The organism is Pandoraea norimbergensis, from assembly GCF_001465545.3.
GTDB lineage: Bacteria > Pseudomonadota > Gammaproteobacteria > Burkholderiales > Burkholderiaceae > Pandoraea > Pandoraea norimbergensis.
Window position 1 is genome coordinate 4,444,883 of record NZ_CP013480.3, and the last position, 15,277, is coordinate 4,460,159.

The 15,277-nt window shown below is 64.1% G+C and carries 13 protein-coding genes; 3 read left to right on the top strand and 10 right to left on the bottom strand.

The genetic code is table 11. The features are described 5' to 3' along the window. The first annotated feature begins 25 nt into the window (after positions 1-25). Both AT302_RS19395 and AT302_RS19400 read left to right on the top strand, forming a co-directional pair. Positions 26-709 (top strand): Smr/MutS family protein, encoded by a 684-nt coding sequence (locus tag AT302_RS19395; protein ID WP_058375413.1) that lies wholly within the window; start codon positions 26-28, stop codon positions 707-709. Positions 710-827: 118 nt separating this feature from the next. Beyond that, positions 828-1,451, top strand: coding sequence for a trimeric intracellular cation channel family protein (locus tag AT302_RS19400; protein ID WP_058379791.1), 624 nt, complete (start codon positions 828-830; stop codon positions 1,449-1,451). A gap of 147 nt (positions 1,452-1,598) precedes the next feature. Here AT302_RS19400 and AT302_RS19405 read toward each other — a convergent pair whose 3' ends face one another. From AT302_RS19405 to AT302_RS19425, 5 genes are all read right to left on the bottom strand, one after another. Further along, positions 1,599-1,937 carry a P-II family nitrogen regulator gene (locus AT302_RS19405; protein ID WP_058375414.1) on the bottom strand — a complete coding sequence of 113 codons (339 nt, stop codon included), beginning with the start codon at positions 1,935-1,937 and terminating at the stop codon, positions 1,599-1,601. 129 nt (positions 1,938-2,066) lie between these two features. Then, the gene (locus AT302_RS19410; RefSeq protein ID WP_058375415.1) at positions 2,067-4,187 is read right to left on the bottom strand and encodes an NAD(+) synthase; all 2,121 of its coding nucleotides are present in this window, start codon (positions 4,185-4,187) and stop codon (positions 2,067-2,069) included. A gap of 91 nt (positions 4,188-4,278) precedes the next feature. Further along, positions 4,279-5,409 carry a GNAT family N-acetyltransferase gene (locus AT302_RS19415; protein WP_058375416.1) on the bottom strand — a complete coding sequence of 377 codons (1,131 nt, stop codon included), beginning with the start codon at positions 5,407-5,409 and terminating at the stop codon, positions 4,279-4,281. Positions 5,410-5,637: 228 nt separating this feature from the next. Next, on the bottom strand, positions 5,638-6,165 hold the full coding sequence (ppa, locus tag AT302_RS19420; RefSeq protein WP_058375417.1) for an inorganic diphosphatase: 528 nt from the start codon (positions 6,163-6,165) through the stop codon (positions 5,638-5,640). Positions 6,166-6,268: 103 nt separating this feature from the next. Continuing rightward, positions 6,269-7,444, bottom strand: a complete 1,176-nt coding sequence (locus tag AT302_RS19425; RefSeq protein ID WP_157125835.1) for an alpha-hydroxy acid oxidase — start codon at positions 7,442-7,444, stop codon at positions 6,269-6,271. Between the two features lie 83 nt (positions 7,445-7,527). Between AT302_RS19425 and AT302_RS19430 the strand changes: the two genes are divergently transcribed. Beyond that, on the top strand, positions 7,528-8,373 hold the full coding sequence (locus tag AT302_RS19430; RefSeq protein ID WP_058375419.1) for an IclR family transcriptional regulator: 846 nt from the start codon (positions 7,528-7,530) through the stop codon (positions 8,371-8,373). Positions 8,374-8,512: 139 nt separating this feature from the next. On the opposite strand, the gene AT302_RS19435 is transcribed toward AT302_RS19430, so the two are convergent. The 5 genes from AT302_RS19435 to AT302_RS19455 all read right to left on the bottom strand — a co-directional run bounded on the left by AT302_RS19435 (position 8,513) and on the right by AT302_RS19455 (position 15,238). Next, entirely contained in the window at positions 8,513-9,418 is a 906-nt protein-coding gene (locus AT302_RS19435) for a dihydrodipicolinate synthase family protein (RefSeq protein ID WP_058379792.1), read from the bottom strand. A gap of 91 nt (positions 9,419-9,509) precedes the next feature. After that, positions 9,510-11,234 carry an ABC transporter permease subunit gene (locus AT302_RS19440; protein ID WP_058379793.1) on the bottom strand — a complete coding sequence of 575 codons (1,725 nt, stop codon included), beginning with the start codon at positions 11,232-11,234 and terminating at the stop codon, positions 9,510-9,512. Between the two features lie 105 nt (positions 11,235-11,339). Continuing rightward, positions 11,340-12,443 (bottom strand): ABC transporter ATP-binding protein, encoded by a 1,104-nt coding sequence (locus AT302_RS19445; RefSeq protein ID WP_058375420.1) that lies wholly within the window; start codon positions 12,441-12,443, stop codon positions 11,340-11,342. 45 nt (positions 12,444-12,488) lie between these two features. Beyond that, a complete protein-coding gene (locus AT302_RS19450; RefSeq protein WP_058379794.1) occupies positions 12,489-13,532 on the bottom strand; it encodes an ABC transporter substrate-binding protein in 1,044 nt (347 codons plus the stop codon). 269 nt (positions 13,533-13,801) lie between these two features. Continuing rightward, positions 13,802-15,238: an FAD-binding oxidoreductase gene (locus AT302_RS19455; RefSeq protein ID WP_058375421.1), complete on the bottom strand. Its 1,437-nt coding sequence runs from the start codon at positions 15,236-15,238 to the stop codon at positions 13,802-13,804. Between the last annotated feature and the right edge of the window lie 39 nt (positions 15,239-15,277).

A 15,277-nucleotide genomic window follows, 5' to 3' on the forward strand; every position in this document is an offset into this window, starting at 1 on the left:
GGGTGGTACCCGACTCCGACATCTCATGAGCAAGAAGCCCCCCAAGCTCAGCCTCAACGACCTCGCCGGCCTGCGCGACACCCTCGCCAAGGAAACCGCCGCCCGCGAAGCCGAGCGCATCGAGGCCGCCAAACGCGCCGCACAAGCCGAGCGCGACGCCAACGTGTTTCGCGACAGCATCGGCGACATTGCTCCGATTTCCCGCAAGCGTTCGGTCGATCGCGTCGAACACCCACGTCAGCCGCCGGCCCCCGTTGCCCGTCAGACCCAGGAAGACGAAGCCGCCGTGCTCTACGAGTCGCTCTCGGACGAGTTCGATCCCGAGGCGCTGCTCGACACGGACGACCGCCTGTCGTACCGTCGGCCTGGCATCAGTCAGGACACCCTGCTCAAGCTCCAGCGCGGCGACTGGGTCGTACAGGCACAGGTCGATTTGCATGGCCTGCGTCGCGACGAGGCCCGCGAAGCCCTCTCCGCCTTCCTGCACGATGCCGTCAAACGCGGCCTGCGCTGCGTACGCGTGATCCACGGCAAAGGGCTGGGTTCGGTCGGACGCGAACCGGTGCTCAAGGAAAAAGTGCGCAGCTGGCTCGCCCAGAAAAACGAAGTGCTTGCATGGGCGCAGGCACAAGGACGCGACGGCGGCAGCGGCGCACTGGTAGTATTGCTACAGCCTTCGCCGGGCAAGTCGTCGCGCGCGGGCTACTGACCCCGGCGGGGCACGCCCCCGCCACACCGTCTCAACGTCAGTTCTGACGCTTGTCACGACGCTTGTCACGACACCAATCACGACGTTTCACCCGAAGGATTCGCCGATGATTCATGAGATGAGCAGCCAGCTGCATACGATTCTGGCCATCACCGAGGCCATTGCCGTATTGTCGTGCGCCATCTCAGGTTTCGCCGAAGCCCGCAAACAGCATCTCGACCCGGTCGGCGCCTTCGTGCTGGCCTTTGCGACGGCCTTCGGCGGCGGCACTCTGCGCGACGTGCTGCTCGACCACCGCCCCTTCTACTGGGTGCAACACCAGTGGTACACCATCATCATTCTCATTCTCTCGCTCTCGACGTCCGGCGTGCTGCGGCTCGTCTCGCGCGTGGCCACCGAGCGTGTGCTGCTCATCACTGACGCGATCGGGCTGGGGACGTTCAGCGCATCGGGCACATCGCTGGCGCTTCAGACCGGCATGTCGCCGTTCATGTCGGTGATGATGGGCGTGATCACCGGGGTCGGCGGCGGGGTAATGCGCGACATTCTCTGCAACGAGGTGCCGCTGGTGCTGCGTGATACGCGCCCGTATGCGGTGTGCGCCTTTATCGGCGGATGGATCTACATCGCGCTGACCTACGCCGATCTCGATCCTGTCTACACGCTCTCGATCAGCGCTCTATCGGTGATCCTCGTCCGCTTGATCACGGTCGCCTTCGACGTGCGGCTGAAGGCCGAATAGCCGGGCACGCACCGGCCCCGCAGGGAAAATCACGCCAGAAACGCCAAAGGGCGACGCTGCACTCGCAGCCTCGCCCTTCGTCATGTCTTGCTGATGCCTTGCCGGTGTCTTGCTGATGCCGTCCACTTGACGGCATCGCATCTAACCTTAAACGGCCTGCTCGCCCTCTTCACCGGTACGGATACGGATCACGCGCTCCACGTCGGTCACGAAGATCTTGCCGTCGCCGATCTTGCCGGTGCGCGCTGCGCCCAGCACGGCGTCGATGACCTGCTCGGCCTGTGCGGCGCCCACGACCACTTCGATCTTGATCTTCGGCAGGAAGTCGACCACGTACTCGGCGCCACGATACAGCTCGGTGTGCCCCTTCTGGCGGCCAAAGCCCTTCACTTCCGTCACGGTCAGGCCGGTCACGCCGACTTCGGCCAGGGCTTCACGCACTTCGTCGAGCTTGAAGGGTTTGATGATGGCAGTAACGCGTTTCATTGTCGCCTCGATATCTTGGTTTGAATGTTCTGGAAATTCGCTGGCCTATTGTACCGGTCCGGCGGCAACACGCTGATGACAGCGCGAAACCGCCTCGCCGGCGCCCGTACGCACGTCAGGCGTCAGGCGTCAGGCATGCGGATCGTCGGGCACGGTGTCCAGATCCGCCAGCCACACCACCGATTCCGAATCGCTCGGCGCACGCCAGTCGCCGCGCGGCGACAGCGACCCGCCCGTGCCGACCTTCGGCGCATTCGGCACGCACGAGCGCTTGAACTGGCTGGTGCGGAAGAACCGATCGAGGAAGATTCGGAGATTGCGCTTGATGGCGACCATGTCGTACGCATTGTGGGCGCGTTGTCCTTCGTCCGGCCAACGTCCGGTCGACGCGTCGTGCCACGCGCTCCACGACAGGAAGGCCACCTTACGCGGCGCGTAGCCGAAACGCAGCGTGTAGTACAAGTTGAAGTCTTGCAACTCGTACGGCCCGATGAAGTGCTCGGTGCGCTGCTCCGGCGCGCCGTTGGCCTTGCCGGGCACCAGCTCGGGGCTGATTTCGGTCTCGAGAATGTCGATGAGGACGTTGCGACGGCCCGCAGCTTCCTTACCGTCCTTCGTTTCCTTCGCGCCCTTCGCCGGTGCCGTCTGTCCAGCCGCCTGACTCAGTTGCCCCGTCTCAGCGACCCAGCGCACCAGATGGATGATGAGCGTCTTCGGCACGCTGGCGTTCACGTTGTAGTGCGACATGTGATCGCCCACGCCGTAGGTGCACCAACCCAGCGCCAGTTCGCTCAGGTCTCCTGTGCCGATCACGATGGCACCAAGGTGGTTGGCCAGACGGAACAGATGGTTGGTCCGCTCGCCTGCCTGCACGTTCTCGAACGTGACGTCGTAGACCTCTTCCCCCTTCGCAAACGGATGGTCGAGGTCTTTCAACATCTGCATACAACTCGGGCGGATATCGATCTCGCGCGCCGTGCAACCCACGGCTTCCATCAACTCACGCGCCTGACGCAGCGTGCGCTCGCTCGTCGCGAACCCCGGCATCGTGTAGGCGAGGATATTCGTGCGCGGCAGCCCGAGCCGGTCCATGACCTTCGCGCACACGAGCAGCGCGTGCGTGGAATCAAGGCCGCCCGACACGCCGATGACCACCTTCTGGATCTTCGACGACGCGAGACGCTGCATCAGCGCCTGCACCTGAATGTTGTAGACCTCGTGGCAGCGCTCATCGCGCAGACGCGGGTCCGCCGGCACATACGGAAAACGGCCGATGGCACGTGCGAGCGGCAACTCGGCATCGCGCGGCATCGTGACGTCGACCTTAATGGTCCGGAATCGCGCCACTTCCTCGGCATGACGCCGCACCGACACGCCGAACGTGGTCTGGTGCATGCGCTCGCGGGCGAGGCGCTCCAGATCGACATCCGCGTAAATCAGGTGCGATTCACTGGCGAAGCGGGCCGACTCGGCCAGCATGTCGCCGTTCTCATAGATGAGTGCTTGTCCGTCCCACGCGAGATCGGTCGTCGATTCCCCCTGCCCGGCCGACGTGTACAGATACGCCGCAAGACAGCGCGCCGACTGCTGACCGACGAGTTGATGACGGTACGCCGACTTGCCGACCACAACGTTCGACGCCGACAGGTTGACGAGCACGGTCGCCCCCGCGAGTGCGGCAAACGACGACGGCGGCACCGGCACCCAGACGTCTTCGCAGATTTCGCAGTGAAAGCGCAGCAGCGGTTGGTCAGCGGCTTCGAAAATCAGAGCACCGAAGGGGACGTCGTGACCGAGCAAGGTGACCGAGTCCACGCCCGCGTCGTCTGCGGCGTTGAACTGGCGGGCTTCGTAAAACTCGCTGTAGTTCGGCAGATAGGTCTTGGGGACCACGCCGTGAATGCGTCCACGCGCGACCACGACTGCGCAGTTGAACAAGCGCTGTTGCACACGCACCGGCATGCCGACGATGAGCGCAGCGCCCAGTTCGCGGCTTGCGGCAACGATCTCGGCGAGCGCGGCATCGCACGCGTCGAGTAGTGCGCGTTGTTGGAACAGGTCTTCGCAGCTATACGCGGGAATCCCCAACTCGGGGAACGCCACCAGCACGGCGCCTTGGGCATCGGCTTCGCGGGCGAGCGCAATGGTCTGCTGGGCGTTGTACGCCGGGTCGGCGACGCGGCATTGCGGCACGCCAACGGCGACGCGCGCGAAATCGTGGTTATAGAGATTGAGAAATCGGTTGGTCATGTCGGCGGCTACCCATGCATCGCTCGTGGGCCGGTGCAGCGGCAGGCTGGCAGGCCCGGCGCGACCGGCGGGCGGTCAGATCGCCAGTATATTACGTGCGCTTGAAAGGCGTATGCGCTTCCAACTCGCCGATGTGCTCGTCCATGGCCGAGGTCTCCGCATCGAGAAACTCGGCAATCGCGTCAGCAAACCGCGCGTCGCCGATCCAGTGTGCCGACCACGTCGGCGTGGGCAACAACCCGCGCGACATCTTGTGCACGCCCTGTGCCCCGCCCTCGAAACTGCGCAACCCGTGCACGATGCAGTACTCGATGCCCTGCGCGTAGCACGTCTCGAAGTGCATACCCGAGACGAAATCCGTCGTGCCCCAATATCGCCCGAACATCGTGTCGTCGGTCACCACGTTGAGCGCACACGCCAGTGGTGCGTCATCACGCATCGCCATCACGAGCAGCAGCGTGTCGGGCATCGTGGCATGCACCTGTGCGAAGAATTCACGCGACAGGTAGGGTGCGTTCCAATGCTCGCGGTAGGTGTTCTCGTAGCACTGGTAGAAAAAATCGAGCGCGGCGTCATCGATATCGGCACCGCGCAACCAGCGATAGGTCACCCCCGCCTCGCGCACGCGCCGCCGGTCCTGCCGCAGCTTCTTGCGCTTCTCCTGATTCATCTGCGCAAGGAAGTCGTCGAACGTGGCGAAGTCCTGATTTTCCCAATGGAACTGCACCCCCTCGCGCAGCATATAGCCCGCTTCGGTAAGCGCAGCCAGATCGTCCTCGTGCGTGAAGAGCACGTGAATGGACGACACATCCAGTTGCTTGGCAAACGCGATGGCCCCACGGGCGAGCGCCACACGGTCGGCATGCGTGCGCGCCAGCAAACGCGGGCCGGTCACCGGCGAGAACGGCACGGCGCTGAGCAACTTGGGGTAGTAGCGCAGCCCATGACGCGCAAAAGCGTCGGCCCACGCATGGTCGAACACATATTCGCCGCGCGAGTGCGACTTGACGTAAAGCGGCATGGCCCCGGCGAGCGTGTCGCCCGCGTGCATGAGCAGATAGGCCGGTTGCCAGCCGGTGCCTTTGCTGGCACAGCCGCTGGTATGCATGGCGTGCAAAAACGCGTGCTGCACGAAGGGATTGCTGCCGGCGAGCGCGTTCCACTGGTCCGCTGGCACGTCTTCAATCGATTGGACTACCCGAATCACTACGTCGCTGCTCACCCGTCACCTCATTCGCGAAGCCGCCGGCGAGAAGTCGCTGCCGGACTGCCCGTCATTGTCGCCGAACTCGGCGAAGCTTTCAGGCTCCACCGTCGCGATGCGCTCCCGCGACGCCCCGGCAGGCTTTCAGCGGGCAACAAAAAACCCGGCAATCGTGCCGGGTTTCGATGACGTCGGATCACGGCGGCTATGGCAACCGTGACCTCGACGTCGCAAGCCGAAAATCGCTTACTTCTTGGCGTTGGCCACGCCGTCGACGATTTCCTTGTGGGCGGCATCGATGCCTTCCCAGCCTTCGATCTTCACCCACTTGCCCTTTTCGAGCGCCTTGTAGTTCTCGAAGAAGTGCTTGATCTGGTCCTTCAGGTAGCCCGGCACGTCGTCGATCGACTTCAGGTGCGCGGTCATCGGGCAGATCTTGTCGACCGGCACGACCACCAGCTTGGCATCCACGCCCGACTCGTCGGTCATGTTCAGCATGCCCAGTGCACGGCAGCGCACGATCGAACCAGCCAGCAGCGGGAACGGGGTGATGACCAGTGCGTCGACGGGGTCGCCGTCGCCCGCCAGCGTCTGCGGAATGAAACCGTAGTTGGCCGGGTAGCGCATGCCCGTGCCGATGAAGCGGTCGACGACCAGCAGGCCCAGGTCCTTGTCAGCTTCGTACTTCACCGGGTCGCTTTGCGCCGGGATCTCGATGATGACGTTGAAATCGGTGGGGATATCCTTGCCGGCCGGCACGTGGTTGAAGCTCATGATGACGTTCCTGTGTATGAAAGATGGCATACCGCCGCGCGACGCACTTGCCCCGCTCACCTGCCGGATGCCGCGCCGCCCGAGGGTATTCGGGCGCGAAACATTATAGCGGGTTTGCCCCAAGCGCCGGCAGCCGTGCCACACACTGGGGCACGAGTGCGCCGACTTGCGCACAACCCAGCAGTTGCATCGTCGTGCGCAACTCGCCCAGCAACATCGCGAGCACGTCGGCCGCGCCCGCGCTGCCACGGGCTGCCACGCCATACAACGGAGCACGTCCCAGCAGCACACCCTTCGCCCCCAAGGCCACGGCCTTGGCGACATCGGCACCGCGCCGCACGCCGCCATCCACAAACACGTCGAGATGCCGTCCCCGCCCGTTCACCGCCTCGACGATCGGGGTGAGCGCCTCGATCGGGGCGAGCGTGTTGCCCAGTTGCCGGCCGCCGTGGTTCGACACCACGATGCCGTCCGCGCCGTAGGCCTGCGCCAGTTTGGCGTCTTCCGCCGTCAGAATGCCCTTGACGAGCACTTCGCCCGGCCAATGACGCCGCACCCACGCCAGATCGTCCCAACCGAGCGACAGGTCCATCTGACGGCTCAGCATGGCCGCATGACGGGCCAGATCGGCCCGCTCTCCCACGCTCTGCGCGATGTTGCGCAGTTGCGGCGCGCCGTTGGCCAGCATCTGCCAACTCCAATGGGGATGGCGTAGGCAATCGGCCACCAGCTTCGGTGTGAACCGCAGCGGCAGCTTGAAGCCATTACGCGTGTCGTGATCGCGCTTGCCGTGCACGGGCGTATCGACGGTCAGCAACAGCGTGCGATACCCCGCCTCGCGAGCGCGCCGCATCATGCTCTCGGCGATGCTGCGGTCTTGCTGCACATAGAGTTGCAGCCAAAGTTCGCCATCAGGCACCGCCGCGCGCACGTCTTCGAGCAATGAGGTGGACGCCGTCGACAGCACGAACGGCAGACCGGCATCGGCCGCCGCACGCGCGAGCAATTCGTCGGCACGGGGCCAGAACAGCCCGTTCAGGCCGGTCGGCCCCACGGCCATCGGCGCCGCCGCCTCGCGCCCCCAGAACGTCGTAGCACTCGAGACTTTTGACGTATCGGTGAGCACACGCGGGCAAAAACCCCATTGCGCGAAGGCGTCGCGATTGCGGCGCAGCGCATGGCCGTCTTCCGCCCCGCCTTCCAGATAGTCGAACGCGATCTTCGACAACCGCCGCTGCGCAGCACTGCGGTAATCGTCCACGCAGGAAAACGCGGCCATGCCTCCCCCTATTCTCATGACTTGCTCATAAACAATTGCATTACAATCACAATCATTACAATACGCACACTCACGAACCGCTCATGCCGCGCCTGCCCGCCCCGTCGAACGACAAGACCGCAAAGACCGATGCCAAAACCGGACGGGACGCCACGCGCTCGACACTGTTCGTCGGCTCGACCGAGAAGACGTTTCAGGTACTGCATGCCTTTGACGGCCCGGCGCGTTACATGACGCTCAGCGACATTGCCAAGGCGGCCGATCTGGATCGCAGCGCTACCCAGCGGCTCGTGCATACGCTCGAAGCCCTGGGTTACCTCTTTCGCGTGCCCGAGACCCGCACCTATGGCCTGACGACCAAGGTGTTGCAGTTCTCGTACAACTACATTCGTGCGAACGAGCTGGTCGACAAGGCATCGCCGTATCTGCTCGACATCAGCCGCCGCGTCGGCGAGACGACCAACCTTCAGGAGCTCGACGGCCACGAAATCGTGTTCGTCGCCCGCTTCCCGGGCCAGCATCTCGTGAACATCGATATCGTGGTGGGCGCGCGCCTGCCGGCCATGTTCACCGCATCGGGTATCGCCATCCTGTCGCGCCTGCCCGACGTGCGTGTGCGAGAAATACTCGCCAGCACGTCGCTCGAACCGATGACGCCGTACACGCTCACCGACGAGAAGAAGCTGATCGACCGGATTCAACTGACGGCCCGGCGCGGCTACGCCATCGTGGAGAACGAGACGGTCATGGGCGACATTTCGGTCGCCGCCCCCATCACCGATCACGACGGCCACGCCGTGGCAGCCATCAACATCTCGGTGCCGACGTCGCGCTGGTCGCGCGAACGTGTCGAAGCCGAACTCGCCCCGCACATTCAAGTAGCCGCGACCTCGATCTCGAAGTCGCGGCTCTCGACCTTCCGGCGGTAACACCACTCAGGCATTCGGTCGCGACGCCAACAGCGTCTACGTCGATCACCCTCGGTGACTTACGCGTGACTTGCGCGTGACTTACCGCGTGAGTCACCGGAGGCAGCATCGGGCGTGGCGCAACTCGATGCCCTTCGAATCAACGTCCTTCGAAAATCGCCAGTTGCTTCTTCAGTTCCGTGCGCAGGTCGGCTGACAGCGCCGGTGCAGCTTGCACCAGCGGTGCGAGCATCGCGGGCGCATCGACGCCGATCAGATCCATCACCGACTTCATCGGCCCCGGGTTGGTCTCGGCAAACGCCAGATTCATCAGCGGAATCAGCGAGCGGTGCAGCGCAATCGCCTCGGCCGTCTTGCCTTCGGAGGCCAGCGTGAAGATGCGCTGCCACGCGGTGGGCAACAGCGACGCCGTCACGACGATGCCGCCGCGCGCACCTGCTGCCACGTGCAGCGGGAACAGCGAGTCTTCGCCGCTCAACACCGCAAACGATTCATCGACACCCGCCACCGTGCGCAGGAAATGCCACATGTCGGTGTTGCACGCCTTCATGCCGATGATGTTTTCATGACGCGAAAGCTCATGCAGCACTTCCGGCGCAATGGCGATGCGCGTGCGATACGGAATTTCGTAAATCAGGATCGGCACCGGCGATTCGTCGGCATAGCGCAGGAAGTAATCGCGAATGCCGGCTTGCGTCGGGTTGGTGTAGTACGGCGTGAGCACAAGCAGGCCATCGACACCGGCAGCGGCAAAGTCGCGGCCGGCGGCAATCGCGTCGTGATAGCCGGGATCGAGCACGCCGGCAATCACCGGCACATCGCGGCCTTCGACTTCCTGTGCCGTGAGTTCGGCCATGCGCACGCGCTCGGCGCGCGAGAGGGCACCGTATTCACCGGTGCCGCCCAGCGGCACCACACCGTCGATGCCCTGCCCCAGCAGGTAGCGCAGCAAGGCGCGCGCCGCGTCGGTGTGAATCGTGTCGTCGGCATGCACCGGCGTGGGAATGGCCGGCAGAATGCCTTTGAGTTGTGCAGAGCGAAGCATGAGTTTTACGTCCATCAAGCGTGAATCGGATCAATCGGTTGACTGCACCGCCGAGGCATCACGGGGCAACCCGCGACGCCTCGACGATGAATCAGGCAGCCTCGGCGGGGGCGGCCGTCAGACTGCGACGGCGCAGCCGCTCGGCCACCCAGATCAGTGCGGCAATGAAGAGGAACAGGCAGGTCGAGACGGCGGCGATCACCGGCGAAATCTGCATCGTGATTTCGTCCCAGAACTGCTTGGGCAAGGTGGTCGACAGACCGCCCGAGCTGAACAGCGCAATCGTGAGTTCGTCGAACGACGTGGCGAACGCGAACAGGAACGACGACAGCAAACCGGCGCCCAGAATCGGGAAGGTCACGCGACGCAACGTCGCCCACGGACGGGCCCCCAAGCTGTAGGCGGCGAGATCGAGACGCGTGTCGTAGTTGCGCAGCACCGCCATCATCGTGATGACGACATACGGCACGGCCACCACGGTGTGGGCAATCGTCAGCCCGATGCTCGAACCGACCAGACCGATCTTGGCGAAGAAATAGAACACGCCCACGGCCAGAATCATGCGCGGCACGACAATCGGGGCCAGCACGAACGCCAGCATGCCCGCCTTGCCTCGCATGCCGCCGCGCACCAGCAGGAACGCCGCCGGCGTGCCGATCAGCATCGACAGCACCCCTGCGCCGATACCGACGAGCATCGAGCGCGTGATCGCCTGCATCCACAGCGGCGAATCCCAGATCATCTGGTACCACTGCAACGAGAAGCCCTTGGGCGGCCACGTCAGTCCCGATGCCGAATCGAACGAGATCGGAATCATCAGCATCGCAGGCGCCGCGAGGAACACGATCAGCAGGAACACCACCACGCGCAAGCCAAGCCCATCGCCCTGCGCACTGCGGCTGCGCGGCAACGCACGCAACAGCAGATCGGTAACGTTGCCCAGCGCCGCCAGCACGTGCTCGCCCAGCACGCGGGTCCAGCCGCCGCGGCGCTTGCCCGGCTTGCTGTCACCCGCGCCACCGGCCATCGTCGAGAGCCCGACCATGCGGTCGTAGATGAAGAACACCACCAGCACTACGGCGAGCAGTAGCACCGAAATTGCACCGGCAAAGCCCCAGTTCAGCGCTTGCATCACCTGATCGATGATGAGCTGCGTGATCATCGTTTCATGACGTCCGCCCAGCAGCGTCGGCGTAATGAAGAAGCCGATCGAGGTGACGAACACCATCAATGCACCGGCAGCCACCCCCGGCAGCGACAGCGGGAAATACACCCGCCAGAACACCGTGCCCGGGCGCGCACCCAGCGTCGATGCGGCGCTCGGCAGGCGACGGTCGATGTTCTCCATCACCGAGAGCATGGTGAGCACAGCCAGCGGCATCAGTGCATGCACCATGCCGACGATCACCGAGGGGAAGTTGTAGAGCAGCGACAGCGGCGCATCGATGATGCCCAGATCCATCAGCGTGCGATTGACCACGCCGTTACGGCCGAGCAGCACGACCCATGCGAAGGTGCGCACGAGAAAGCTCGTCCAGAACGAGAGCAGCACCCAGAACAGCAGACGCTGCTTGCGCGCGCCGGTCAGCGTCGAGAGCCGGTAGGCGATCGGGTAACCGGTGAGCACCGCAAAGAAGGTGGTGTAGAGCGACACCTTCAGCGTGATGAGCAACACCTCGACGTACACCGACGAGGCAAACAGCCGCTGATATTCGGCGAGCGTGAAACCGGCCTCGCCACGAATACTCAACAGCAGCAACTGGCCGACCGGATACACCAGGATCACCATCAAAAGGATGACGATGGGCGCAGCCATGAGCACCGGGCGCAACCGGCCACGCCAGCGCGGACGGCGCGGCGCGGGGTGCACGGGGCTCGATGAAGGCGAGGAAGGACGGACCACGGCGGAAGCACTCATGACTTACCCCGCGATGGCCACAGCGTCGTCGGCACGCCACGCGAGGCCGAGCGTCTGCCCGATCTCAAAGCGGTTGCCGCGACGATGCGTCGGAAATGCCGCGATCAGCGACTTGCTCGTGTCGCTGCCCGTGGCCTGCGATTGCAGATACAGCTTGGTCATGCCGCCCGTGACCATGATGTCGGTGAGCTTCGCCGAAATCGTCGCCACGCCGTCAGCACTCGCCGCCCCTTCCTGCACATGCAGGTTCTGCGGACGCAGCATCAGCTTGACCGGTTTGCCGCGCTCGACCTGCGGGTCGTAGACCATCGCGGCACCGCCTTCCACGCCCGGCATCGCCACGCGTACCTGATCGCCGGCACGCTCCAGCACCGTGGCATCGAGCAGGTTCGACTCGCCAAGGAAGTCGGCCACGAACACACTCTTCGGACGGAAATACAGATCGTCGGGCGTACCCAGTTGCGCGATCTCGCCCGCGTTCATCAGACAGATGCGATCGGACATCGTCATCGCTTCTTCCTGATCGTGCGTCACGTACACGATGGTCGTGCCCAGTTCGCGGTGAATGCGCTTGATTTCGAGCTGCATGTGATCGCGCAGCTTCTTGTCGAGCGCTCCCAGCGGCTCGTCCATCAGAATGATCGACGGCCGGTAGACCATGCAACGCGCCAACGCAATACGTTGTTGCTGACCGCCCGAAAGCTCGCGCGGATAACGCTCGGCCACGTGCGGCAGATGCACCATCTCCAGCGCCTGCATCACCTTCTGGCGCGCGGTGGCGCTGTCGGTGCGACGCATTTGCAACGGGAACGCGATGTTCTCCGCCACGGTCATGTGAGGGAACAGCGCGTAGTTCTGGAACACCATGCCGATGTCGCGCTCGTACGGCGCACCGTACGTGACATCGGCCCCGTTGATGCGGATAGCGCCCGCATCGGGCTGTGACAGACCGGCGATCAGCGAGAGCAGCGTGGTCTTGCCCGAGCCGCTAGGCCCGAGCAAGGTCAGAAATTCGCCCTGGGCGACGTCGAGATCGGTCGGTGCAAGTGCGACGAAATCGCCGTAGCGCTTGCAGAGGCCCGAAACTTGGAGATTGGCAACGGTCATGAGATCAGCACCCGTAAAAACGTGAAACGGAACCGCAGGTGAGGATCAGGTCAGGATCCAGCGATTGAAACGCTCGAGCGCCGCGCTCTGGTTCTGTTGCCAGAACTTTGCGTCGATATGCACGCCGCTCTTCATGTTCTCGGGGAACGTCGGGCAATTTTTGGCGATCTCGGGCTTGACGTAATTGAACGCCTCGGGCTGCGTCATGCCGGCCGGGAAATACCTGGTCAGCTCGGCCTGGCGCTTCGCGTCGCTCGCAAACTTGATGAACTCACGGCAGGCAGCCGCGTTGGGCGTGCCCTTGAGAATCGACCAGTTGTCGCAACCCCAGATGTTCTGATTCCACACGATCTGCACCGGCACGCCGTTGGCTTGTGCCGACTGCGCGCGCGAGGCCCACGTGGCCACCATGTCCACTTCGCCCGAACCGAGCATCTGCTCGACTTGTGCGCCGGTGGTCCACCACACGTCTACGTGCTTGGCGATCTTGTCCAGACTCTTGAACGCCCGATCGAAGTCGGCCGGATACACCGAGCCCGCTGCCACGCCGTCGGCGAGCAGCGCTTCTTCGATGGTGTCGAACGGATACTTGCGAATCGAACGGCGGCCCGGGAAATCCTTCACGTTCCAGAGATCGGCCCACGACGTCGGTGCCTTGCGGCCCTTGAACGCATCGGTGCGATAGGCGAGCACCGTGGAATACACATTGGTGCCCACGCCGAACGGCGACATGTATTGCGGCGGAATCTTGGCGATGACCGGGTCGGCTTCGAGACCGTGACGCTCCAGATACTCCTTGCCTCCCGAGGTCAGCAGCAGAATGGCCGGCTGGCTGATCTTGGCCATGTCCCACGTGTAGCTGCCCGCATCGACCATGCTCTTGATCTGCGCGGTCGGCTCGGCGTTGGCCTGCACGCCCACCACCTGAATGCCGGTCTTCTCGAAGAACGGCTTGTAGTACACGGCGTCGTACGCCTTGGTGTAGATACCACCGTCGTCGCGCACCACGATGCGCTTGGTGGCGGCGCGCGAGGGCGTCCACACGAACGGGAAGGCTACGGCAGCGGCGCCCACAAGCGCCGTCTTCATGGCGGTGCGGCGACCCGGTTGCGCGAGCGCGCCGGTGCTTTGGTTGTCTGCGAGATCGCTTGGATTACTGGGGAGTGCGGAGGTCTTGCGTTTCATCGTGGTCTCCGGTCTGGGAGGGTTGGGCGCGGCGACGATCGGTGCAGTCGGTACGGTCAGGAACTTGGGCACCGGCCGCCGCGCGCGCATTTATGGCAACTCAATAACAACACTTGCACAACACCTGCAATAAAGCTGTGAAACGAGGGGGATGAATTCAGGGGATCGGTGAATCAGGGAATCAGGCGGCCCGGGTTAAGCAACTGCTGCGGATCGAGGGCCGCCTTCACGGTGCGCATGAGGGCGAGCTCAGCCGTCGACTTGTAGCGCGCCATCAGCGGCAGGCCCGTCTGGCCCACGCCGTGCTCGGCGCTGAACGTGCCCGACAGGCGTGCCGCCACGTCGTTCACGCAGGCACGCATCGCGTCGCCCATGCTCGCCGAATCGCTGAGCGCTTCCCAGGCGTCGAAGGAGAACATCGGGATGAAGTGCACGTTGCCGTCGCCCATGTGGCCGACGATCGCAATGTCGAGACCCGGCACGATGTCATGCACGGCGCGCGTGGCCGCCGCAATGAATTCAGGCACGCTCGAGACCGGCACAGCGCAATCGGTGGTCAGGCCGACAGCGGCCTTCTTATTGGCTTCGCTCACGCTGTGACGCACTTCCCACAGATCGGCGCGCTGGGTCTCGTTCGCGGCGATGACCGCGTCTTCGACCAGTCCTTGTTCGATAGCCACACCCAGCGTCTCGGTCAGCACCGCTTCGAGCACGTCGGCGTCGCGGGTGTCGCCCAGTTCGACCAGCACGTTCCACGTGTGCTCCCCCGTCAGCGGATTGCGGCGATTGGGCACATTGGCGAGCACCAGATCGAGCTGGTGACGGTTCATGATTTCGAAGGCCGACAGGCGCGAGCCGCAGGCGCTCTGGAACATGCCGAGAATTTGCAGCGCGGCCGCCGGATCGCGCGGCGCAAACCACGCGAGCGAGTGATGCGTGGGCAATGGATGCAGTTTGAGCGCCGCCGCCGTGATGATGCCCAACGTGCCTTCCGCACCGATGAACAGATGTTTGAGATCGACACCGGTGTTGTCTTTGCGCAGTGCGCGCAGCCCGTCCCAGACGGTGCCGTCGGCCAGCACGACTTCGAGGCCGAGCACGTTCTCGCGGGTGTTGCCGTAGCGCAGCACGCTGGTGCCGCCCGCATTGGTCGAGAGCGTGCCGCCGATCTGGCACGACCCTTCCGCGCCGAGGCTCACCGGATACAGACGGCCGACGTCGGCGGCGGTGTCCTGCACGGTCTTCAGAATGCAACCGGCTTCCACCACCATCGAGCCGTTGGCGGCATCGACTTGGCGAATGTGGCGCATGCGCGCCAGATTGATGATGACGGGTGCGCGGCCATCGTTGGCCGGGACCGAGCCGCCACACAGGCTTGTGTTGCCGCCTTGCGGCAGGATGGGTACGCCAGCGGCGGCGCAGAGCTTCACGACGGCGCTGACCTGTTCGGTCGACGACGGCAGCACGACGCACAGCGCTTCGCCGTGGTAACGGCCGCGCCAGTCTTCGGTGTAGCCGTCGGTGTCGGCGGCGCCGGTGAGCACAGCCGTCGTGCCCAGCGTGGCCTGCAACTGCCCAATCAGCGTCTCATGCGTTACAGCGTCGTTCATTGCCCACCCGCTCCTGAATGAATCCACTCGTCTGCCCTG